Genomic DNA, 19,870 nt, shown 5'->3' on the forward strand with positions numbered 1-19,870 from the left:
ACGTGGCCCACGTGCCCTGCCCGGTGCTGCTGGGCTGGCCCGAAGCGGCACCGGACATCACGGCCTTGCCGCCGTCTCCCCCGCACCGTCAGCGGTTCTGGTCCGGTACGCGCCCGGCGGTGTGCCGTACCGCCGGCGGAAGACCCGGTTGAAGTGGAAGGCACTGGCGAAGCCGGACGCGGCGGCCACCCGCTCCACCGGGAGTTCGGTGGCTTCCAGGAGCCGGGCCGCGTGCAGCAGCCGGGCGTCTCGCAGGGCGCGCATCGGGGAGCGGCCGAGCTGCTCGGTGAAGAGGTGGGCGAAGCGGGACGGTGAGAGGGAGACGGCCTCGGCGAGCGACCGTACGGTGTGCGGCGCGGCAGGGTCGGCGGCGATCAGGGACTCGGCCCGTCGGATGCGCGCGTCGAGGCCGGTCCGGGGCCGCTCGGCCCGGGCGGTGGCGAGCAGCACGATCTCCTCCAGGGAGCAGAGGGTCAGCTCCCTCGCGGCGGTACCGTGCGCGACCGCGACCTCGCCGCCGACGGGCTCTTCGGGGGCGGGCGGCGGGCCGTCCGCGGTCCAGCGGGCGTCGGCCAGCATACGGCGGAAGGCGGCCTCGGTACGTTCCTGGCTCCGGGCGGTACGTTCCTTGCTCCGCTCCGGTCCGACGGCGTACACCCCGTCATCGAGAGCGTACGGCCGCAGCCACGCCGACCAGGCCGCCCGTGCCTGGCAGTGCACCCACCAGAACGCCCAGTGCCCTGCGCCCGGTTCGACGGAGTAGCGGTGCGGCACACCGGGCCCGAGGACCACCAGGTCGCCCGCGTCGGCCACCGTCCGTGTCGCTCCTTGCGTGATCCGTCCCTGTCCGCCCGTGGTCCACGTGAACAGCCAGCTGTCCGCCCCGCGCGGCCGGTTGACGCGGTAACCGGGCCGTTGGTCGAAGCGGCCGATGGTCACCAGGCCTGGCGGCGGGGACGGATCAGCAGGCTCGGACAACTCCTCAGCACGCACAGGCATCCTCCCGAAAGGCGCATCGGCCTAGCGTGAGGCACCTGGACACCGGTGAGAAGGGGTGGTCGCATGACAGTGACGGACAGGAGCGGGCCGAGGAACCTCGGGGGCGAGTTCGAGGAGAACGGCTTCGTGGTGGTGCGCGGCCTGTTCGCCGCCGCCGAGATCGACGAGCTGTGCGCTCAGTTCACGGCGCTGCGCGCCGCCGGTCCGGTCCCGGGGCACTTCGAACCCCGCGCCACGGAGACCGGCGGCCCGGCCGATCCACTGCACGCCCACCCCCGCGTCATGCATCCGCACCGCATCAACGCCCTGTTCCTGCGCCTCCTTCTCGATCCCCGGCTGCGGGACGTCCTGGAAGTCCTGCTGGGCGAGGACGTCCTGGCCGCGCAGAGCATGTTCTACTTCAAGCCGCCCGGGGCCCGCGGCCAGGCGCTGCACCAGGACAACTTCTATCTGCGGGTCGAACCGGGCACGTGCGTGGCCGCCTGGATCGCCTGCGACGCGATCGACCGCGAGAACGGCGGCCTGGAGGTCGTGCCGGGCACGCACCGCATGGACCTGTTCTGCCCGGAGGAGGCGGACGCGGCGCTGTCCTTCGCGCGCGAGTACGTCCCGCCGCCGCCCGGCCTCGCCGCCGTACCCGTCGACATGGCACCGGGCGACGTCCTCTTCTTCAACGGCAGCCTGGTGCACGGCTCCGGCCCCAACCGCAGTACCGGCCGCTTCCGCCGCTCCTTCATCGGCCACTACGTCGGCCGCTCCACACAGCGCATCGGCGGCTTCTACCGGACGCTGACGATGAGCGGCGAACCCGTCGCCCTGCCCGAGAGTGCGGGCGCGGGGCCGTGCGGCACGGAGTTCGCGGCGAGTAGTCCCCACTGACCGGTCATGTGGGGAACCCGGGGATCGTCTCGGAGGTGAACGCGAGGATCGCGTCGGCGACCGCCCTGGGGTTCTCCAGCAGCATCGCGTGGGTGCCGTCGATCCCGGCGACCGTCACATCGGCACGCTGCTCGGCCAGTTCGGCGAGATCCCGGGCCAGCCCCTTCGCGTACGCCGTCATCAGTTCGTCGAACCACTCCATGCCCGGGACCGACCGCTCCGGCCGCAGCGCGCGCCCCAGCAGCAGCGGTACGGGCACCTGGCGGAAGAGCGCGAAGAGGTCCAGCGAGTCGACCGCGTCCAGCATCTCCAGGGCGAACTCGCGCTCCGGCCTCACCTCCAGCCGGCCGTCCGGCCCCTCGCGCACGGAACGCAGGGCGGCCGCCTCCAACAGCTCGTAGGGGATGCCCAGTTCTTCGGACATCGCACGCTGCCGGGCGAGCAGTTCCCTCAGCCCGTCGGTGGGAAGCCGCTCGCCCGACACCGACGCCGCCGCCTTCCGTACCCCGGTGAGCCGTTCCTCGACGTACACCGGATCCAGGCCCACATACTGGTCGGGGCGGCCCCACCCGAATCCGTCGAGGTTCACCGCGCCCGGCGTGACGTCCCAGTGCTCCACCGCGTACCGCGCGGCGATCATCCCGCCGAGGGAGTGGCCCACAGGAAGGGCGCCGGGGATGCCGTACTCCTCCAGGACCGCCTCGATGTCGCCGAGCACGTGGTGGAAGTCCCAGGTGCCGGAGGGTGAGAGACCGTGTCCGCGGAGGTCCACGGCGAGTACCCGGTGACGGGGTACGAGGAGCGGGGCGACGGCGGCCCAGTCGGCGAGGGTGCGCCTCGCGCCGTGGAGCAGCAGCAGGGGCGGTCCGTCGCCCCCGTGGTCGTGTACGGCGAGTGCGATGCGGTCTCCGGTCATGTCCTGACAGTAGAGCCGAGATGCCCCGCGAGCCGGACCACGCGTTCGTCGGCGCCGACGTGGCTCCCGAAGGACCGATTTCCCTCTATATGCCCACATCGTCGATTTCGGCCCTTGACGTGGGTGTGCCCGCACGATTTGATCCTGCCGTGCCGTGGTGCGACCCGGCACGCAGAGGTGCGCCCAGCCGGTAACGGACCAGGTTCAAGTCCGGCCAAAGTCGCCAGGATCGCGGGAAGCGTCCGAGGCGGGGACGTACTCGCGATTGATGGAGCGGACATGCCGGCCAAGCGTGTTTCCGGCGTCGGAGGTCCGGGGACAGCCGCTGTCCTGGCGAGTCTCCTGACGCTGGTCGGCTGCGGTGCGGGGAAGGACACGGGGACCTCGCCGCACAACCCGCCGGTGTCCTCCACAGCGCCGGCCACCTCATCGAAGCCCACGCCGAAACCGGGCGCGACCGCGACGGCCGTCGAACTCCCCCCGCTCCACGCGGGCTTCGACTACCAGATCGGCGGCGCCTATCCCCCGCCCGCCGGCGTCCGCATCGTCAGCCGCGACCGTGCGGCGTCCCCCGCGCCCGGCCTCTACAACATCTGTTACGTCAACGCCTTCCAGACGCAGCCGGACGAGCGGAAGCAGTGGCCGGCCGATCTGCTGCTGCGGGACGCGCACGGCAAGGTCGTCGTCGACGAGGACTGGGGCGAGGCGCTGCTGGACATCCGGACGCCTGCCAAGCGCAAGCGAGTGGCCGCGCGGGTCAACCGCTGGATCGACGGCTGTGCCGACAAGGGCTTCGACGCGATCGAGCCGGACAACTACGACAGCTACACGCGCTCGCGGCATCTGCTGACCGCCGACGACGCCACCGCGTTCATCACCCTGCTCTCGGCGCACGCGCACGCCCGGCATCTGGCCATCGGGCAGAAGAACACCGTGGAGCTGGCGGGGCTCAGGGCCCGCACCGGGCTCGATTTCGCGGTGGCGGAAGAGTGCGGCGAGTACGACGAGTGCGGGACGTACGCGAAGGCGTTCCACGACCGGGTGGTCGTCATCGAGTACACCGACAGCGGTCTGCGCAAGGCCCGTTCGGCCTTCGGGGGCCGGCTGAGCATCGTGCGCCGGGATGTGCTGGTGTCGACGCCCGGCAGCGCGGACTACGTCCGCAGGACCCGCTGACGGGAGGCCGGATGACGTCCACGATCGCGCGCCGCGGTCTGCTCGTCGGTGCTGCCTCCGTCCCGCTTCTCACCGCCTGTGGCAGTGGCCCCTGCTGTTGAGCGCCGCGCACGGCGGTGGAAGCGCCCCGACACGAGAAACCCTGACCGGGCGGATCAGGGCTTCAGGAGCCCGCCCACCCACCAGTCGTGGGGTTGGCCGTTGACGAGGCTGCGATTGCGGAGGGTTCCTTCGAGGGTGAAGCCGAGCTTCTCGGCGAGAGCGCGGGAGGCCGCGTTCCCGGCCATCGCCCACCACTCGATCCGGTGGGCCCCGAGCGTGGCGAACCCCCAGTCGCACAGCGTCCGCGCGGCCTCCGCGGAATATCCGCGGCCACGCTGCTCCTTGGCTGCCCAGTAGCCGAGTTCGTAGACGCCCTGGGAGAGCTTGGTCAGGCAGAAGGAACCGACCAGGGCGCCACTGTCCGCGCGGAAGGCACCCAGGATGTAGTCACGGTCCGTGGCCCAGCCCTGGGGCCCGGTCTCCGCGACGTACTTCTCGGCGTCCTCGCGCCGGAACGGTGTGGGCGCGGGCGTGTAGTACTGGATGTCGGCGTCCTGGCAGGCCGCGTGCACCGCCTCCGCGTCGGAGGGGCTGAACGGCCTGAGCAGGAGGCGGGCGGTCTCCAGGGTCACGGGATCCATGGCGGCAGTATGGCCAGGGCCCGCGAGAGGGACCAACGCATTTATCGCGCACGCAGGCCTCTGCTACCCGGGTCTCGGTGCGATGGGGAGACGCGCATCACATTGGCCGATGTCACAACTCGCGGGAGCTGTTCCGTCCAAGGAGGTGTAACCGCCGACAACGACACAGGAGTGCACCATGGAAGCTCGGCTGAACGTTTTCGCCAGCCCGGTCGCGGCCAAGTTCGGGAAGCACCTCGTCGCCGCGGGCAAGGTGCTCGCGGACTCGACGCTGCCGGCCGCGACGCAGGAACTGGTGAAGCTCCGCGCCAGCCAGATCAACGGCTGCGGTTTCTGCACCGACATGCACACGAAGGACGCCGCGGCCGCGGGGGAGACGTCCACGCGCCTGAACCTGGTCGCGGCCTGGCGGGAGGCCACGGTGTTCACCGAGGCGGAGCGCGCCGCCCTGGAGCTGACGGAGCAGGGCACCCGCATCGCCGACGCGGCCGGCGGCGTCACGGACGAGGTCTGGGCGAATGCCGCCAAGCACTACGACGAGGAGCAGCTCGCCGCCCTGGTGTGCACCATCGCCCTCATCAACGCCTTCAACCGCGGGAACGTCATCATCCAGCAGCCCGCCGGCGACTACCGGCCCGGCCAGTTCGCATGACCGGGAGCGCCTGGCCGGGTGCACGGGCGTCCCTGTCGCCTAGTCGGGCGGGTTCGGGTGGGCGAGTCCGAGGTCGTAGGCGAGGATGACCGCCTGGACGCGGTCGCGGACTCCCACCTTCGCCAGGACGCGGCCGACGTGGGTCTTCACGGTGGATTCCGCCACGACCAGGCGCTCGGCGATCTCACTGTTGCTCCAGCCCTGGCCGATGGCGACGAAGATCTCGTACTCCCGTTCGGTGAGGGCGCGCACTCGGGGGTCGTCCGCCGCCTTTCGGCTCGACGACTCGTGGGGCAGGTGCCTGGCGTAGGTGTCGAGGAGGCGGCGGGTCAGCGCGGGGGCGATCACGGCGTCGCCCGCCGCGACCGCGCGGATACCGGCCAGGAGTTCCTCGGGGTGGGCGTCCTTGAGCAGGAATCCGCTGGCTCCCGCGCGCAGTGCCGCGTGGGCGTACTCGTCCAGGTCGAACGTGGTCAGGATGAGAACGCGGGAGCGGCCGCCGGAGGCGACGACGCGGCGGGTGGCCTCGATGCCGTCCATGCCGGGCATCCGTACGTCCATGAGGATCACGTCCGGGCGGAGTTCGGCGGCCTTGCGGACGGCGTCCCCGCCCTGGGCGGCCTCGCCGACGACTTCGGTGTCGGGGGTGCTCTCCAGGAGCATCCGGAAGCCGAGGCGTTGCAGTGGCTGGTCGTCCACGATGAGCACAGTGGTCACACCGCACCGCCCGTGGCGGCCGGTGGGGTGAGGTCGGTCCCGGCCAGGGGGGTGAGGTCGAGGGTGGCCCGCACTGTCCAGCCTCCGCCGGGGGCGGGTCCCGCCGTGACGGTGCCGTTGTAGAGGGCTGCGCGTTCTCTCATGCCGGCGAGTCCGTGTCCTTCCTCTTGGGGCGGCCCGGGACGGACGGTACCGCCGCCCCGGCCGGTGTCGTGGACGTCGATGTGCAGCCGCGTGTCCTTGACGCTCACCGCGAGTTCGACGCGGGTGTCGTGGCCCGCGTGCTTGAGGGCGTTGGTGAGGGCCTCCTGGGCGATGCGGTAGACGGTCAGCTGGACACCGCGGTCCAAGGTGTCCAGTTCGCCGCCGGTGCGGTAGACGACCTGGGGGCCGGCGGCCCGGATCCGGGCGCACAGGGCGTCGATGTCCTCGATGCCCGGCTGGGGGCTGAGCTGGGGCGCGGTGGGGGTCTGGGTCTGCTCGCGCAGGACGCCGAGCATGCGGCGCAGTTCGCCCAGCGCCTGGCGCCCGGTGTCACCGATGAGCAGCAGGGCCTGTTTGCCGCGTTCCGGGGAGTGGTCGCTCGCGTACGCGCCACCGTCGGCGAGCGTGATGATGACGGAGAGGTTGTGGCCGACGATGTCGTGCATCTCGCGGGCCACCCGGGTGCGTTCGGCGGCGGCGGCCAGCTTGCTGCGCTGGTCGCGTTCGATCTCCAGGCGGGTCGCGCGGTCGCGCAGGACGGCGAGCTGGGCGCGCCGGATCCGTACCGCCAGACCGAGCGCGACCGCCGCGATGATGGTGCTGAACAGGAAGAACAGCGCGTCCAGGACGTGCACTTCGGGTGCCAGCCGGACGGCGGCCAGCCCCAGGGCGGCGGCGACGACGGCGCAGGCCACGGGCAGTCGCCGGAGCTGTCCGTGCAGCACCAGGCTGTAGAGGGCGATCAGCAGGGCGACGTCGGCGCGCAGCCAGACTCCCAGAGCCAGCTGAACGAAGAACACGACGGCGATCACGGCGAAGGCGAGGGACGGCCTTCTGCGCCGCCACAGCAGGGGCAGTACCAGTCCGGCCTGGAGCGCGACGGTTCCCGGCCAGGGCAGGTGGGTGAGCTGGAGGTCGAAGCCACGCCGGTCGCGGTTGCCGTCGTGCACCAGGTCCGGCACGCAGAACATCAGCGCCACGACCGCGATCACCCCCGCGTCCAGAATCCACGGGTGGTTCCGGTCGCCCTGCTTGAGCCGTCGGCCGAGCCGGGACAGCCGACGGGCCAGGGGATGATTCCACGGGAGGTCCGCCTCCGCGAAGGGCGGCTCGGAGAGTGCCGTCCGGTGGGCGGTGTCGTCGATGCTCATGGGGGTCACTGGTTCGCGCTCATGGGTGTCACCTGTCCATTGTGTGTCCGGCCGCGTCCCCGTACGCGTGTCCCTCCCCGTGTCCGTGGTGGCCCGGAACGCGGTCCGACCGGCGCGGCACCCGGTCCGGTGACCCGGTCGGGTGCCGCGCCGGTCGCGAGGAAGCCGGCGTCAGGGTCGGGCGTCAGGCCTCAGCCGCCAGGCCTCGGTCGTCAGGCGTCGGTGCGTACGAGGCGGTAGGCGGCGCCCGCCAGCGCGAGCACGGTCCAGCCGAGGAAGACCAGGAGCCCGGCGGTGGGCGACAGGGCCGTCGAGTCGTGGGTCAGCGCGAACATCGACTCGCCCGCGTTGCTGGGCAGGTACGGGCTGATGTTGTCCTGCCACGAGCTGGGCAGCAGCGAGATCAGGCCGGGGATCAGCATCAGCGAGGCGACCAGGACCGAGATGCCGCCGGCGACCGAGCGGAGCAGCGCGCCCAGGGCGGTGCCGATCACGCCGACCAGACCCAGGTAGAGGCCCGCGCCCAGCAGGCTGCGGACGACGCCGGAGTGGGAGAGCGAGAGGGCCGCGGGGGTACCGGAGACGATGCCGCCGGCGATCAGGAACGCGACGAAGACGCCGATGGTGGAGACGACGAGGGCGACCAGGCCGAACACCCCCGCCTTGGACCACAGCACCGGAAGGCGGCGCGGGACGGCGGCCAGCGTCGAGCGGATCATGCCGGTCGAGTACTCACCGGCGGTGACCAGCACGCCCAGGACGCCGAGCGCCAGTTGCGCGAAGTTCGTGCCGAACACGGACAGGCTCAGCGCGGTGGCCGAGGCGTCGTCCGGACGCAGCGGATGACCGGAGTTGAGCTCGGACTTGTAGTGCGCGGCGGCGATCACGCCGAACGCGATCAGGAACAGCAGCCCCAGACCGAGGGTGATCCAGGTGGAGCGAAGCGACCACAGCTTCGCCCACTCGGAGCGCAGCACCCGACGCCCGGTGACCTTGTACTCCGGACGTGCCGCCCGCACGGGTGCGGGCGCGGGGCTGTCGGTGACGGTGACGGTGCTCATGCCGCCCTCCCAGGGGCCTCGATGGTGGCGGTGGCGTGGTACTCGACGGCGTCGCGGGTCAGGTCCATGAAGGCCTGCTCCAGGGAGACGGTCCGGGAGCTGAGCTCGAACAGGGGGATGCCGTGCTCGGCGGCCTTGAGGCCGATGGCCCGCGCGGACAGACCCGTCACGTGCAGTTCCTCGGAGCCGACCTCACCGGTGATCTCCACGCCGGGGCCGGCCAGCACCTCGCGCAGGCGGGCCGACTGGTCGGACGCCACGGTCACGGTGTCTCCGCCGGCCTGCCGGACCAGATCCTGCACGGTGGTGTCGGCCAGCAGGCGGCCGCGTCCAACGATGATCAGGTGGTCGGCGACCAGCGCCATCTCGCTCATCAGGTGGGAGGAGACGAAGACCGTACGTCCGTCCGCGGCGAGCCCGGTCAGCAGGTTGCGGATCCACAGGACGCCCTCGGGGTCCAGCCCGTTGACCGGCTCGTCGAGCATGATGGTGGCCGGGTCGCCGAGGAGTGCCGCGGCGATGCCAAGGCGCTGGCCCATGCCGAGGGAGAAGGCGCCCGCGCGCTTCTTGGCCACGGACTGCAGCCCGGTCAGCTCGATGACCTCCTCCACCCGGCGGCGCGGAATGCCGTGGGTGTAGGCCTGCGCCATCAGGTGGTCGAACGCGGAACGGCCCGGGTGGATCGACTTGGCCTCCAGCAGCGCACCGACCTCCTGGAGCGGCGCGGTGTGCTGGGCGTAGTGCTTGCCGTTGACCGTCACGCTGCCGCCGGACGGTGCGTCGAGTCCGACGATCATGCGCATGGTGGTGGACTTGCCCGCGCCGTTGGGGCCGAGAAAGCCGGTGACCGTGCCGGGCTTGACGACGAAGTCGAGCCGGTCGACCGCCGTCTTCTCCCCGTACCGCTTCGTCAGCTGTTGTGCCTCGATCATCGCTCTTCCCTCGTGCTCGGGGGGCCGGAACCCGCCTGGCTGCTCACCCGCCACGCTAAGGGCCCGCGAACCGGGATCCGTGGTACCCGGGAGGTCACTGAGGGGAGGGCCGTAGTACTTCGGTACGACGGAGTCATCCGCGTCGGATGACATCGCCGGCCGCGTGAGGCCGTCCGACCACGCGACGGGCCTTGTGCTCGTTACCGGATGATGGCCGCTATGCGCATCCGTATCGACGCCGTAGACCTGCCCGGTTCCACCTGCCCGGCCCCCGCCGACGCCGCCTTCGCCACGTACGGCAACATCCATGTCGCCGTACAACGCCGCGACCGTCCGGCCGAGGTCCTGGAACCGCACCCCGGCGACGCCGAGTCCGCGACCTGGACCCTGGACTGCACCGCGACCACCTCGCCGACCGGCACCGACGTGACGGGCCCCTACGTGCAGAACCGTCTGGGCCGCCGGTTCATCTACCTGTCGTGGGGGACGGTCGACGAGTCGGGCGTCTTCACGATGTTCCGCCGCGCCAAGCTGATGCTCGACACGATCCCCGCCGAGGTACTCGCCGCGGCCGCCCGCGACGGCCTGCTGGTCGGACGCCTCGGCCTGACCGACACCGGCGGTACACCTCTGTGCGCGCGGGTGGAGCCCCCGCGGATCACCTGGACCGCCGAGGCGGGCGACTAGGGCGGACGTCGCGGCTCTCACGGTCGCGGGCCTGTGGCTGCGGTGCATACTCATGGCTCCCCTGTCGTGATTCCGGTGCCCGAAGCCGGGTATCACCCGGTTGAGCAGGCTCGTACGGAACGGACGTAACAAAGGGCATGCCGACCTTCATAGCCAGCAGGCACGTGGACCGCGTGCCGGTGAGCAGCGCGGAGCCGCCGAGGCGATTCGAGTGGCTTCGGCGGCACCGGCGGTGGCTGTTCGTGGTTGCGGTGGTCGCGCTGCTCGCCGAGATGGCGGTCGCGATGGTCACGACGGCCGTGGAGCAGACGCCGACGATCGACGAACCCGTGTACGTGGGCACGGCGGTGGTCTACGTCCAGCAGCACAGCCTGCGCTACAACCCCGAGCATCCGCCGCTGGGCAAGCTGATCATCGCGAGCGGGCTGGTGTTCGCCCATCCGCATCTGGACGCCGGCTTCAAGGGTGATCAGACGGCGCTCGGCCGGCGGGTGCTGTACGAGTCGGGCAACGATCCCTGGCGGGTGATGTGGTGGGCACGGCTGCCGGTGATCGTGCTGACGCTGCTGTTCGGCCTGGTCGTCCTCGCGTTCGCCCGTGAACTCGTCGGCCCCGCGGGCGGGTTGGTGGCACTCGCCCTGTACGCGTTCTCGCCCGACGTCATCGCACACGGCTCGCTGGCCACGCTCGACGTGCCGGCGTCGGGTTTCCTGCTGACGTCGGTGTGGCTGCTGTGGCGGGCCCGGCGCCGACCGCTCCTCCATCTCCCGCTCGCCGGGGCCGCGCTCGGGGCGGCGGTGGCCACGAAGATGAGTACGCTGCCGGCCGTTCCGGTGCTGTTGCTCCTGGCGGTGGCGTCGGTCTGGCATGCGCGGGGCCTCCGCACGCCCGCGGGGACACGGCCCCTCGGCACGTCCGCGGAAGCACAGGCCCTCGGCGCATCCGCGAAGGCGCGGCTCCTCGGGCTCGCCGCGGCCGGCGCGACCGGTATGGCGCTGGTGGCGCTCGCCGTGGTGTGGGCCACCTACTTCGCCGTCGACCCCCAGCTGCGCTGGACGGCTCCCGCACACCTCCCGGCCGTCCATGGGCTGCGCGGGCTGCTCGTCGACCGGCTGCCCTTCCCGCAGCCGTACCGGGACGGGATGCGCGTCCAGTTCGGCTTCGAGAACGCGACGTGGCAGGGCTTTCTGTTCGGCCGGCTCTATCACGGTGGGCTCTGGTACTACCTGCCGGCCGCGCTGCTGGTGAAGACGCCGCTCGGCATGGCGGCGCTGTGGCTCGCCGGTGCCGTCGCGATGGTCTCCATACCCCGGCTGCGGCCCGCCGCCCCGTACCTCCTGCTCCCCCCGGCTCTGCTGCTGGCCGCGGCCATGAACGGCTCCCGCGATCTGGGGGTGCGCTACGCGCTGTTCATACCGGTGTTCCTCTCGGTCGCCGCTGCCGGTGTCGTCGCCTTCCGACGGCGGTGGGCGCACATCGCCACGGCGGCGCTGGTCCTGTTCGTCGCCGTGAGTTCGCTGCTCGCGTACCCGTACTACCTGCCGTACTCCAACGAGGCGTTCGGCGGCCCGTCGAAGACCCATCTGCGGCTGCACGACTCGAACGTCGACTGGGGCCAGGACCTGGGGCGGCTCGCCGACCGTCTGGACCGGCGTTACCCGCACGAGAAGGTCTGGCTCGTCTACAAGGGCGCCGGTGTGCCGTCGTACTACGGGATCGACGCGGCCGATCCCCGCGAGGCGCCACCGGGCGAGGTGCACGGGCTGCTCGTCGTGTCCGACACCTCGGTCGCCAAGGCCGACGGCCGGCTGGCGGCGCTGCTCGCCACCAGCCGGCCGATCGACGAGGTCGGCCACTCGATCACGATCTACCGTCGGTGACCGCCCGAGGGGTTTCTGCCCTCACGTGCCGGGGGTGAGCAGGTCCAGCACCCGTTCCCAGTGGAACTCCCGTCGCCCGCCGTCCTGTTGCGGCTCCCCGGAGTACGGGTCACCGAACCGGACGCCCATCCCGCTCAGCCGCTCGATGCTCGCGTGGTAGGCGGGGTGGGTCGCCAACGCCTCGTTCACGCAGGGCAGTACGGCGATCGGGACACCGAGGCCGTACGCCTCGCACAGCGTTCCCAGGGCGAGGGTGTCGGATATGCCGGCCGCCCATTTGTTGACGGTGTTGAAGGTGGCCGGTGCGACGGCCACCGCGTCGGGGGCCGGGAAGGGGCGCGGGTCGCCCGGGGACCGCCAGGCGGACCGGATGGGGCGTCCGGTCTGCGCCTCGACGGCCGTCGCGTCGATGAAGCCGAGGCCCTGGGGGGTGGCGATGACACCGACCTCCCAGTTCCGCTCCTGGGCCGCGGTGATCAGTTTGCTGATGTCCTCAGCGATGCCGGCCGCGCAGACGACGACGTAGAGGAAGGGCTTCTCGGCGTGTTCACTCACCCGGAAACCCTAATGAACACACGGGACTTCTACCGCACCGGGAAGGAGTCCCCGCGCTCCGGCTCAGGCCGCGGGCCGAAGATCCGCCGCTCCTTCTCCTCGATCCGTACGTCATTGATACTGGCCTCCCGACGCGTCATCAGACCGTGCTCGTCGAACTCCCACAGCTCATTGCCGTACGACCGCCACCACTGGCCGTCGGCGTCGAGCGACTCGTACTGGAAGCGGACGGCGATGCGGTTGCCGTCGAAGGCCCAGAGGTCCTTGCGCAGGGCGTACTCCCGCTCGCGTGCCCACTTCGCCGTGAGGAGCTCCACGATCTGGGCGCGGCCGGTGACGAAGGTGTCCCGGTTGCGCCAGACGGAGTCCTCGGAGTAGGCGAGCGAGACCTTGTGGGGATCGCGGGTGTTCCAGGCGTCCTCGGCGGCCTGGACCTTCTGGGCGGCGGTCTCACGGGTGAACGGGGGCAGGGGCGGACGGTCGGTCATGGCGATTCCTCGGGCTCGACGATCTCGAAGCAGTAGAGAACGAGCGTTCTCCGTCATGACTGCTAACGTAGAGAACGACCGTTCTCACGTCAAGGAGTCCCCCGCATGGACAGCACGACCGCCCGGGACCAGGCCCTCACCCTCGCCCGGGAACAGGCGCTCGACGCCGCGGAGGAGCTGTTCTACGGCCGCGGCATCCAGACCGTCGGCATGGACGACATCCGCGGCGCGTCAGGGGTGTCGCTCAAACGGCTCTACCAGCTGTTCCCCGCCAAGGAGCGGCTCGTCGAGGCGTATCTGGAGCGGCGCGATGTCCGGTGGCGGCAGCGGCTGGCCGAGCACGTCGACCGGCACGGGGAACCCGAGGAGCGGATCCTGGCGGTCTTCGACTGGCTCGGGCAGTGGTTCGCGGAGCCCGGCTTCCGGGGCTGCGCCTGGATCAACTCGTACGGGGAACTCGGCACCACCTCGCCCGTCGTCACTGCCCAGGTCACGGCGCACAAAGAGGCGTTCAAGGACTACCTGAGAGGCCTCGTGGCCGACGCCGGGCTTCCGTCCCCCCTCGCGGACCAGCTGTATCTGCTCGCCGAGGGCGCCATGGTCACCGCGGGCATCACGCGGAGCACGGAGACCGCCGGCCAGGCGGCCGACGCGGCGCGGGTACTGATGTCGAGGGCGAGGACGAGCGGGTCACGGCGTAAAGGGTGATCGCCGACCCGCACGCCTGCGCCGACTCGACCTCGCCGTCGTCGAGAAGTGATCCTCTTTCAGGTCCCGGACACCGTGATGGCGCCGACCGGACAGGCCCGTGCCGCCTCCCGCACCATCGCGTCGCCGCCGCCGTCCTCGCGGCCCGGCAGCACCTCGCTGAATCCGTCGTCGTCCTGGGTGAAGACGCCCGGGGCGGCGAGGGCACACTGGCCCGCGCCGATGCAGACGTCCTTGTCGATGGAGATGTCGATGTTCATGCCCGCAGCCTCTTACCAGGTCACGGGGAGTTCCAGCATCCCCTGGATCGTGTCGCCGGGTTTGAACGGGATGGCGTCCACCGGTGCGGCGAGCCGCAGCCCGGGGAACCGGTCGAAGAGCGACAGCAGCGCGATCTCCATCTCGGCCCGGGCGAGGTTCTGGCCGAGGCACTGGTGGATGCCGAAGCCGAACGCCACGTGATGGCGGGCCGGGCGGTGCCAGTCCAGGGCGTCCGGTTCTGCGAAGGTGTGCTCGTCGCGGTTGATGACGGAGGTGGAGAAGACGACGCCCTCGTCGGCGCGGATGGTCTTCCCGGCCACCTCGATGTCCTCGGTGGCCACGCGCAGCAGCCCGTCGGCGATGGAGAGGAAGCGCAGCAACTCCTCGACGGCGGCGGGCATCAGCGTCGGATCGGCCCGCAGTTCGGCCAGCTGCTCCGGATGCCTCAGCAGGGTGAAGGTGCCGAGCGAGATCATGTTCGCCGTCGTCTCGTGCCCGGCGACGAGCAGGATCGTCGCCAGCGAGATCAGTTCCTGACGGTCCACCGTCCCCTCGCGCAGCTGATCGTGGATGAGCTCGTCGAGGAGTCCGTCCCCGGGATCCTTCTGCTTGCGGTCGATCAACGACTCGAAGTACGTGTCCAGTTGGTCGCGTGCGTTCTCGATGTCGGCCGCGGCAGGACCGCGCAGCAGTCTGCGGGACTGTTCCTCGAAGAAGTCGTGGTCGGTGTACGGGACGCCGAGCAGGGCGCAGATCACCATGGAGGGCACGGGCAGCGCGAAGGCGTTGACCAGCTCGGCCGGCGGGCCCTGCGCCGCCATCCGGTCGAGGAGCCGGTCGACGGTCTCCTGGATGCGCGGGCGCAGCGCGGCGGTCCGTTTGAGGGTGAAGCTCGGGACCAGCATGCGGCGTTGGGTGTGGTGCTCGGGGTCGTCGAGGCCGAGCAGCGCGACACGGCGGTTGCGGGCCGCGGCGAACCGCTCCGTGGGCGACGGGAACGCGGGCCGGGTGCGGTCCGACGACAACCGCGGGTCGGAGAGGAGTTCACGGGCGGTGGTGTGGCCGGTGACCACCCACACGCCGCGCCCGTCGAACAGGGAGATCCGCGAGAGCGGGCGCGCCTCGCGCAACGGATCGTAGGCGGTGGGCGGGTGGTAGGGACACGTACGGTCCTGGGGGAAGGCGATCGGCCCTGTCGTGACATGGTCTGTCGCGGCGGGCTCTGTCATGGCGGGTTCTGTCATGGGGGGTTCTGTCATGGGGGGTTCTGTCATGGTGACCTCGCAAAGCGATGGTTCCCTCTTGCCGATCTTCATTAGATGCCCCGGGCATCTACACGGCCACGCGAAGTTCGGCCAGATGCGCCGGACGCGTGATCTGGCCGAAGCGTGCGGGGACCGACGCCGCTCTCCTCGGGTTTCCCGTCCGTGTCACGGTCCCGGGGACGCACGCATGGCCTGATCTCTTCCGGAGCGGCCCCTGGGTAATTGGCTTGCGTGGGCAGATCCGGTGGCCCCAGGATCTGCCCATGTCCACGATCGAAGCCTTCCTGCCGCCGACCTCCGCCGCCGCTCGTCCGGTGCGGGTCCAGCAGCAGCCCGGCCGACCGCGGAGGCCTACGCTTCGCCGGTCGTGACCGCCGCGCTCGTCGCGGGGCTTCTCGCGGGCTATGGCATCGCCATGCCCGTCGGAGCGGTCGCGACCTACCTCGTCTCCCTCACCGCTCGTACATCCCTGCGGATCGGCGCATGCGCCGCGCTGGGCGTGGCGACCGCCGACGGGCTCTACGCCCTGGTCGCCGCGCTCGGCGGTTCCGCGCTCGCGGCCGTGCTGCAGCCGATACTGCTCCCGCTGCGCTTGGCGTCGGGACTGGTGCTGGCCGCGCTGGCGATCCGCGGCGCGGTCACCGCGTGCCGCCAGTACCGCGGGCGACGGCTCACCGCCCGCTCCGGCGAGGATCCGCCTCGCCCGGCGCGCGCCTATCTGGCACTGCTGGGGATCACCCTGCTCAACCCCACCACGGTGATCTACTTCGCGGCGCTGGTGCTCGGCAGCCGTACCGCCGAGGCGGTGCGCCCCCTGGAGCAAGGCGTGTTCGTCCTCGCCGCGTTCGCCGCGTCCGCGAGCTGGCAACTCCTGCTCGCCGGGGGCGGCGCGCTGCTCGGCCGGACCCTGACGGGGCGTCGGGGACGACTGATGACGGCGCTCGCGTCGAGCGTCGTGATCACGGCGCTGGCCGTACGGATGCTGATGGGCCCGCAATGAGGGTGACGAGGGCGGAGAGGCCCCCTGCCATCTTTCCTCGAACTTTCTTCGCCGGGCCTGTCACATTCCCCCGCCGGGCTCCGTCAGTGCAATGACAGCGCAGCAAGCGCAGCGAACTCTTGAGGAGAACGTCATGCAGGCACGGATGAAGAACCCGGCGATGATCCTTCCTGGCGCCATGGAGGCCATCCAGGGTCTGTACAAGGCCACCTCCAAGGGCGGTGTCCCCCAGCAGACCCTGGAGCTCGTGCATCTGCGGGCCAGCCAGATCAACGGGTGCAGCGCCTGTGTCGACGCCGGTGGCCGGGGCGGGAAGAAGGCGGGTGTGACGGACGAGCGCCTGTGGTCCGTCGCGGCCTGGCGCGAGGCGCCGTACTACTCGGACGCCGAACGGGCCGCGCTGGCGCTGGCCGAGGAGATGACCCGGCTGAACGATCGTTCCGGCGACGCGGTCTCCGACGAGCTGTGGGACGAGGTCGCGGACCACTACGACGAGCAGCAACTCGCCGCGCTCATCCTCTGGATCGCGACGACGAACTTCTTCAACCGTCTCAACGCGACGATCAAGGAGCCGGCGGGGGCCACCTGGGGGTGAGCCGGGCGCCTGCTCGGAGTCGGCCCGGGACCAGGGCTGGAACTCGGGCTGACGGACGGGGCCGGGACCGTCGTCCGATGCCTGCGGCGCAGGCGCACTCCGGTGAGCCCGATGGTCCGCACGACGCGGGCGACGCGCTGGTGGTTCACCGCCCGGCCGTCGTCGCGGAGTTCGGCGGTGATCTGCGGGACGCCGTAGGCGCCGTCCGAGTCCTGGTGCACGTGACGTATCCGGGCCGCTCGGCCTCCACCGGGTTCCGGGCCTGGGCCGGCGCGGCCGGAAGCGTCATCCGCTCAGCGTCTGCGTGTCGGCGACAGCGGGATCCGTGGCCGGGGCAGTCGCGGGAGCGGGTCTCCGGACTCCTGAGAGGGCCCTGCGGCGGCGAGATGGTGCTGCAGGTCGATGTGGCGGAACTGGTGGACTGCTCCTACTTGGCGCAATACGCCGCGTCGTTCATGGGCGTCGATGAGGAAGGCGGTCAGGTCCCGGGGAAGCTGTCGGCGCGTCGCCAGGTGGTGGCGGGTGAGGGTGTAGCACCACCAGGCGTTGTGACTGAGCGCCGCGGCGAGGCCGACGGTGAGTCCGTAGGCCAGGGAGCGGTCGAGGATGTGGGGCGGGCCCATCGAGATCGCCTGCCCGTCCGTGGTCCCGCGGCCCAGACCGTAGGAGAGCCCGCCCTGCGCGCCATATTCGAGGCCGTAGCAGAGAAGGAACGCGGCGCCGATCGCGAGGCCGACGACGATCCACAGTCTGCGGAAGATCCTTCGGTCCTGCTCCAGGAGGGCGACCGGTCCTACCGAGGTGGCGAGATCGGCCGGTTTGCCCGTGAGGCCATGGGCGATTCCGACGGCGAGCCCGATGGCGCATGAGAAGGAGAGCATGGTGGCGATGGTGTAGGAGGGCATGCCGGTGAGGAGCGACTGGATCCTGAGGACGGCCCAGTGGGTGACGCCGATGCCGGAGCCGCTGGCGAGGCCCGTCGAGAAACCCCGCCAGTCCCAGGCCCACCGCGTGCGGACGGTCGGGATGGCGCGCGGGCGGTGTGCGGACAGGCTGCTTGCCCGGGCGCCGGTGGCTCCGCCGGCCAGTGCGTAGACCGTTCCGTTGGCGAGGGCACCGACGGCCGCGGCCATCGGGCCGTAGTTGAGGCGGTACGGGAACCAGAGGGTGGCTCCGGTGGTGAAACCGAGGGCGCACATGCGCCAGTCCCAGGCCCAGCCTTGCCGGTGCCCCGAGGCCGTCCCGGGCTGCCGGACCGCGAGTCTGCTGGACAGCGCACCAACGATTCCGCCGGCGAAGCCGTAGGCGAGACCGTTGGCCGTCGTGGTCGCCAGCCATTCCGGCTGCCCGGTGGTGAACACGTGGGTCAGCCCCTCGGCGATGCCCCCGGTCACGCCTGCGACAAGGCCACAGCCGATGCCGCCCGCGATCCCTCCGGCCAGGCCCGCGACGATGGCTGCGGGCGGGCCGGTCAGCCACCCGGAGTCGAGACCGGCGAGCAGTGCCGTGAGTCTGCCCACCACGGTGGCGGCGGCCCAGGCCACGACACCGAGGACAGTCCCCGTCACCACCTGGGCCACGCGCGACGGCAACGCGCGGCGCAACTGCCACCAGACCAGGTCGGTGGTACCGCCCAGGGTGTGCTGCAGGTGTCGCGCCAGATACCGCAGGGCGCGCTCGGCCTGCTGGGGGGACCAGCGGCACGGGTAGCGGGGATGGGGCCGGTAGGCGGCGGGCACGTACGCGTCGAAGAGATGGGCCCGGACGGCCGCGGCGTCGGGGAAGCGGGTCGGATCGCACAGGTCCGCAGGCTTGGGGAGGACGCCGGCTCGTTCTTCCGGCCGGGGGTTGTACACCGTCCGGGCCAGGAAGAGCATCAACGGTGTGGTCAGCGCGCGTGCCACCGGGGCATCGGTGCCGAGCAGGCGGATCACCGGCTCCCAGCGGGCGGCCGCCGCGTCCTGGCCGCCGGCGTCCCGCTCCAGGTAGTCGGCGATGTCCGGCGCTCTCAAGGGGTGTAGTTCCACAGCGGCGGCGCCACTGAGCTTGACCGGTACCCCGTGGGCCGGGGACAGCGTGTCCCCGTACTCCGTCACCCGGCTGGACAGCACCAGCGGCTGCCCCGGCGGCAGGGCGGCGTTGATCGCGTCCAGCGCCACGGCGCGGTACGGTGCCGGGATCTCGTCGAATCCGTCCAGGATCGGCAGGATCAGCCGGTGCTCCAGCAGTGCCCGGGCGTGGCTGACCCGCCCGGTGCGATCGGCGGGCCCCGTTCCCGGGTCGCCCAGACCGCTGTAGTCACGCGCGAGCTGTTCCGCCATCCAGGATTCCAGCGTCTGTTCCGCAGGATTCCACGAAGCCAGAGGGAACAGCACCGGAACGGAGCCGCCCTCCGCCCGTTCGGCGACCAGGGCCAGCAACAGGCGGATCAGCAGCATCGTCTTCCCGCTGCCCGGTCCGCCCAGGACCACGAGGCGGCGTGTCGGCACACGCTCCAGGAACACCTCGGCGATCTCCCCGCCGGTCCCGGCCAGGCCGGCAGACTCGGTGACCTCGGCGGAGCGAGGAGCCGACCGTCCGTCCGGCCAGTGCCTGGCCATCTCCCGCAGTAGGGACCACGACTCTCCGAACCGCGCGTCGGCCGCCTGCCAGGAGACCGGCAGCGGATAGGGGTCGTTCAGCCGCCGCACCCGGGCCTCGGACTCCCACTGGCGCCGCACGGCCACCGCCAGCCGGTCGGCGACCCCTGCCACGCCGAAACCCTCGGCCGCCTCCCGCCGATCGGCCCCGAACGTCGCCCAGGACAAGTACATGCCGCCCAGGGACGGAAGCAGAGCCGCCACCGTTTCGGCCACCCGCAGGTCGAAACGGACGGCCATGCCCAACGCCCCGGCCATGCCGCCGATCGACAGTAGGAGATAGAGCACGCCGACCCGTCGTGTCCGCCAACCAGTCCGCATGGCCGGATTTTCCAGCGGCAGGAAGGGGAAGTGCGCCCGAACAGTGGCTTCGCCCCACGTACGAGTGACAAGTTGCAGCCTGTGGTGGCGGGCCGCCTGGG

Annotated in this window: 21 protein-coding genes; 8 read left to right on the forward strand and 13 right to left on the reverse strand. The window is 71.3% G+C overall.

Annotation, left to right across the window (positions count from 1 at the left end):
• Positions 1–57 precede the first annotated feature (57 nt).
• Complete coding sequence (locus tag OIC96_RS03360; protein ID WP_330309383.1) at positions 58–999, reverse strand: helix-turn-helix domain-containing protein; 942 nt, start codon at positions 997–999, stop codon at positions 58–60.
• Positions 1,000–1,062: 63 nt separating this feature from the next.
• Between OIC96_RS03360 and OIC96_RS03365 the strand changes: the two genes are divergently transcribed.
• A complete protein-coding gene (locus tag OIC96_RS03365) occupies positions 1,063–1,878 on the forward strand; it encodes a phytanoyl-CoA dioxygenase family protein (protein WP_330309382.1) in 816 nt (271 codons plus the stop codon).
• A 4-nt stretch (positions 1,879–1,882) separates the two neighbouring features.
• Here OIC96_RS03365 and OIC96_RS03370 read toward each other — a convergent pair whose 3' ends face one another.
• Positions 1,883–2,794: an alpha/beta fold hydrolase gene (locus OIC96_RS03370; protein ID WP_330309381.1), complete on the reverse strand. Its 912-nt coding sequence runs from the start codon at positions 2,792–2,794 to the stop codon at positions 1,883–1,885.
• 279 nt (positions 2,795–3,073) lie between these two features.
• Between OIC96_RS03370 and OIC96_RS03375 the strand changes: the two genes are divergently transcribed.
• The gene (locus OIC96_RS03375) at positions 3,074–3,970 is read left to right on the forward strand and encodes an endo alpha-1,4 polygalactosaminidase (RefSeq protein WP_330309380.1); all 897 of its coding nucleotides are present in this window, start codon (positions 3,074–3,076) and stop codon (positions 3,968–3,970) included.
• Between the two features lie 155 nt (positions 3,971–4,125).
• On the opposite strand, the gene OIC96_RS03380 is transcribed toward OIC96_RS03375, so the two are convergent.
• Complete coding sequence (locus OIC96_RS03380; RefSeq protein WP_330309379.1) at positions 4,126–4,653, reverse strand: GNAT family N-acetyltransferase; 528 nt, start codon at positions 4,651–4,653, stop codon at positions 4,126–4,128.
• Positions 4,654–4,831: 178 nt separating this feature from the next.
• Here OIC96_RS03380 and OIC96_RS03385 point away from each other — a divergent pair, with 178 nt between their 5' ends.
• Complete coding sequence (locus OIC96_RS03385; protein ID WP_330309378.1) at positions 4,832–5,305, forward strand: carboxymuconolactone decarboxylase family protein; 474 nt, start codon at positions 4,832–4,834, stop codon at positions 5,303–5,305.
• 39 nt (positions 5,306–5,344) lie between these two features.
• Here the strand turns inward: OIC96_RS03385 and OIC96_RS03390 are convergent, their stop codons facing one another.
• The 4 genes from OIC96_RS03390 to OIC96_RS03405 all read right to left on the reverse strand — a co-directional run bounded on the left by OIC96_RS03390 (position 5,345) and on the right by OIC96_RS03405 (position 9,370).
• Positions 5,345–6,022, reverse strand: coding sequence for a response regulator transcription factor (locus OIC96_RS03390; RefSeq protein ID WP_330309377.1), 678 nt, complete (start codon positions 6,020–6,022; stop codon positions 5,345–5,347).
• Positions 6,019–7,377, reverse strand: coding sequence for a sensor histidine kinase (locus OIC96_RS03395; protein ID WP_330309376.1), 1,359 nt, complete (start codon positions 7,375–7,377; stop codon positions 6,019–6,021). The genes OIC96_RS03390 and OIC96_RS03395 overlap by 4 nt, the downstream gene beginning before the upstream one ends.
• Before the next feature lie 212 nt (positions 7,378–7,589).
• Positions 7,590–8,438, reverse strand: coding sequence for an ABC transporter permease (locus OIC96_RS03400; RefSeq protein WP_330309375.1), 849 nt, complete (start codon positions 8,436–8,438; stop codon positions 7,590–7,592).
• Positions 8,435–9,370, reverse strand: a complete 936-nt coding sequence (locus OIC96_RS03405; RefSeq protein WP_330309374.1) for an ABC transporter ATP-binding protein — start codon at positions 9,368–9,370, stop codon at positions 8,435–8,437. The genes OIC96_RS03400 and OIC96_RS03405 overlap by 4 nt, the downstream gene beginning before the upstream one ends.
• Before the next feature lie 219 nt (positions 9,371–9,589).
• Between OIC96_RS03405 and OIC96_RS03410 the strand changes: the two genes are divergently transcribed.
• Both OIC96_RS03410 and OIC96_RS03415 read left to right on the forward strand, forming a co-directional pair.
• Positions 9,590–10,057: a DUF5990 family protein gene (locus tag OIC96_RS03410; protein ID WP_330309373.1), complete on the forward strand. Its 468-nt coding sequence runs from the start codon at positions 9,590–9,592 to the stop codon at positions 10,055–10,057.
• A gap of 137 nt (positions 10,058–10,194) precedes the next feature.
• Positions 10,195–11,937 (forward strand): phospholipid carrier-dependent glycosyltransferase, encoded by a 1,743-nt coding sequence (locus tag OIC96_RS03415; RefSeq protein WP_406502210.1) that lies wholly within the window; start codon positions 10,195–10,197, stop codon positions 11,935–11,937.
• Between the two features lie 21 nt (positions 11,938–11,958).
• Here the strand turns inward: OIC96_RS03415 and OIC96_RS03420 are convergent, their stop codons facing one another.
• Together OIC96_RS03420 and OIC96_RS03425 are read right to left on the reverse strand one after the other, a co-directional pair.
• Positions 11,959–12,492: a flavoprotein gene (locus OIC96_RS03420; protein WP_330309372.1), complete on the reverse strand. Its 534-nt coding sequence runs from the start codon at positions 12,490–12,492 to the stop codon at positions 11,959–11,961.
• Positions 12,493–12,521: 29 nt separating this feature from the next.
• Complete coding sequence (locus OIC96_RS03425; protein ID WP_330309371.1) at positions 12,522–12,980, reverse strand: nuclear transport factor 2 family protein; 459 nt, start codon at positions 12,978–12,980, stop codon at positions 12,522–12,524.
• Between the two features lie 105 nt (positions 12,981–13,085).
• Here OIC96_RS03425 and OIC96_RS03430 point away from each other — a divergent pair, with 105 nt between their 5' ends.
• Positions 13,086–13,688 (forward strand): TetR/AcrR family transcriptional regulator, encoded by a 603-nt coding sequence (locus OIC96_RS03430; RefSeq protein WP_330309370.1) that lies wholly within the window; start codon positions 13,086–13,088, stop codon positions 13,686–13,688.
• Between the two features lie 59 nt (positions 13,689–13,747).
• Here OIC96_RS03430 and OIC96_RS03435 read toward each other — a convergent pair whose 3' ends face one another.
• Together OIC96_RS03435 and OIC96_RS03440 are read right to left on the reverse strand one after the other, a co-directional pair.
• Positions 13,748–13,942 carry a ferredoxin gene (locus OIC96_RS03435; RefSeq protein ID WP_330310398.1) on the reverse strand — a complete coding sequence of 65 codons (195 nt, stop codon included), beginning with the start codon at positions 13,940–13,942 and terminating at the stop codon, positions 13,748–13,750.
• 18 nt (positions 13,943–13,960) lie between these two features.
• Positions 13,961–15,178, reverse strand: coding sequence for a cytochrome P450 (locus OIC96_RS03440; RefSeq protein WP_330309369.1), 1,218 nt, complete (start codon positions 15,176–15,178; stop codon positions 13,961–13,963).
• Positions 15,179–15,581: 403 nt separating this feature from the next.
• On the opposite strand from OIC96_RS03440, the gene OIC96_RS03445 reads away from it, so the two are divergent.
• Both OIC96_RS03445 and OIC96_RS03450 read left to right on the forward strand, forming a co-directional pair.
• Positions 15,582–16,214 (forward strand): LysE family transporter, encoded by a 633-nt coding sequence (locus tag OIC96_RS03445; RefSeq protein ID WP_330309368.1) that lies wholly within the window; start codon positions 15,582–15,584, stop codon positions 16,212–16,214.
• Between the two features lie 133 nt (positions 16,215–16,347).
• Positions 16,348–16,809, forward strand: coding sequence for a carboxymuconolactone decarboxylase family protein (locus OIC96_RS03450; protein ID WP_330309367.1), 462 nt, complete (start codon positions 16,348–16,350; stop codon positions 16,807–16,809).
• Here OIC96_RS03450 and OIC96_RS49800 read toward each other — a convergent pair.
• Together OIC96_RS49800 and OIC96_RS03460 are read right to left on the reverse strand one after the other, a co-directional pair.
• Positions 16,701–17,039, reverse strand: a complete 339-nt coding sequence (locus tag OIC96_RS49800) for an IS3 family transposase (RefSeq protein ID WP_406502301.1) — start codon at positions 17,037–17,039, stop codon at positions 16,701–16,703. The two genes, OIC96_RS03450 and OIC96_RS49800, sit on opposite strands and share 109 nt — an antisense overlap.
• Before the next feature lie 63 nt (positions 17,040–17,102).
• Positions 17,103–19,769 carry an NACHT domain-containing protein gene (locus tag OIC96_RS03460; RefSeq protein WP_330309366.1) on the reverse strand — a complete coding sequence of 889 codons (2,667 nt, stop codon included), beginning with the start codon at positions 19,767–19,769 and terminating at the stop codon, positions 17,103–17,105.
• Positions 19,770–19,870: the final 101 nt, after the last annotated feature.

Source organism: Streptomyces sp. NBC_00775 (assembly GCF_036347135.1).
In the GTDB taxonomy this organism is placed as follows: domain Bacteria; phylum Actinomycetota; class Actinomycetes; order Streptomycetales; family Streptomycetaceae; genus Streptomyces; species Streptomyces lutosisoli.

Excerpts from the sequence above, each read along its gene's own strand:
- OIC96_RS03360 (WP_330309383.1), bottom strand. The coding sequence starts at position 999 with ATGCCTGTGCGTGCTGAGGAGTTGTCCGAGCCTGCTGATCCGTCCCCG.
- OIC96_RS03365 (WP_330309382.1), top strand. The coding sequence starts at position 1,063 with ATGACAGTGACGGACAGGAGCGGGCCGAGGAACCTCGGGGGCGAGTTC.
- OIC96_RS03370 (WP_330309381.1), bottom strand. The coding sequence starts at position 2,794 with ATGACCGGAGACCGCATCGCACTCGCCGTACACGACCACGGGGGCGAC.
- OIC96_RS03375 (WP_330309380.1), top strand. The coding sequence starts at position 3,074 with ATGCCGGCCAAGCGTGTTTCCGGCGTCGGAGGTCCGGGGACAGCCGCT.
- OIC96_RS03380 (WP_330309379.1), bottom strand. The coding sequence starts at position 4,653 with ATGGATCCCGTGACCCTGGAGACCGCCCGCCTCCTGCTCAGGCCGTTC.
- OIC96_RS03385 (WP_330309378.1), top strand. The coding sequence starts at position 4,832 with ATGGAAGCTCGGCTGAACGTTTTCGCCAGCCCGGTCGCGGCCAAGTTC.
- OIC96_RS03395 (WP_330309376.1), bottom strand. The coding sequence starts at position 7,377 with ATGAGCATCGACGACACCGCCCACCGGACGGCACTCTCCGAGCCGCCC.
- OIC96_RS03400 (WP_330309375.1), bottom strand. The coding sequence starts at position 8,438 with ATGAGCACCGTCACCGTCACCGACAGCCCCGCGCCCGCACCCGTGCGG.
- OIC96_RS03405 (WP_330309374.1), bottom strand. The coding sequence starts at position 9,370 with ATGATCGAGGCACAACAGCTGACGAAGCGGTACGGGGAGAAGACGGCG.
- OIC96_RS03410 (WP_330309373.1), top strand. The coding sequence starts at position 9,590 with ATGCGCATCCGTATCGACGCCGTAGACCTGCCCGGTTCCACCTGCCCG.
- OIC96_RS03415 (WP_406502210.1), top strand. The coding sequence starts at position 10,195 with ATGCCGACCTTCATAGCCAGCAGGCACGTGGACCGCGTGCCGGTGAGC.
- OIC96_RS03425 (WP_330309371.1), bottom strand. The coding sequence starts at position 12,980 with ATGACCGACCGTCCGCCCCTGCCCCCGTTCACCCGTGAGACCGCCGCC.
- OIC96_RS03430 (WP_330309370.1), top strand. The coding sequence starts at position 13,086 with ATGGACAGCACGACCGCCCGGGACCAGGCCCTCACCCTCGCCCGGGAA.
- OIC96_RS03440 (WP_330309369.1), bottom strand. The coding sequence starts at position 15,178 with ATGACAGAGCCCGCCGCGACAGACCATGTCACGACAGGGCCGATCGCC.
- OIC96_RS03450 (WP_330309367.1), top strand. The coding sequence starts at position 16,348 with ATGCAGGCACGGATGAAGAACCCGGCGATGATCCTTCCTGGCGCCATG.
- OIC96_RS03460 (WP_330309366.1), bottom strand. The coding sequence starts at position 19,769 with ATGCGGACTGGTTGGCGGACACGACGGGTCGGCGTGCTCTATCTCCTA.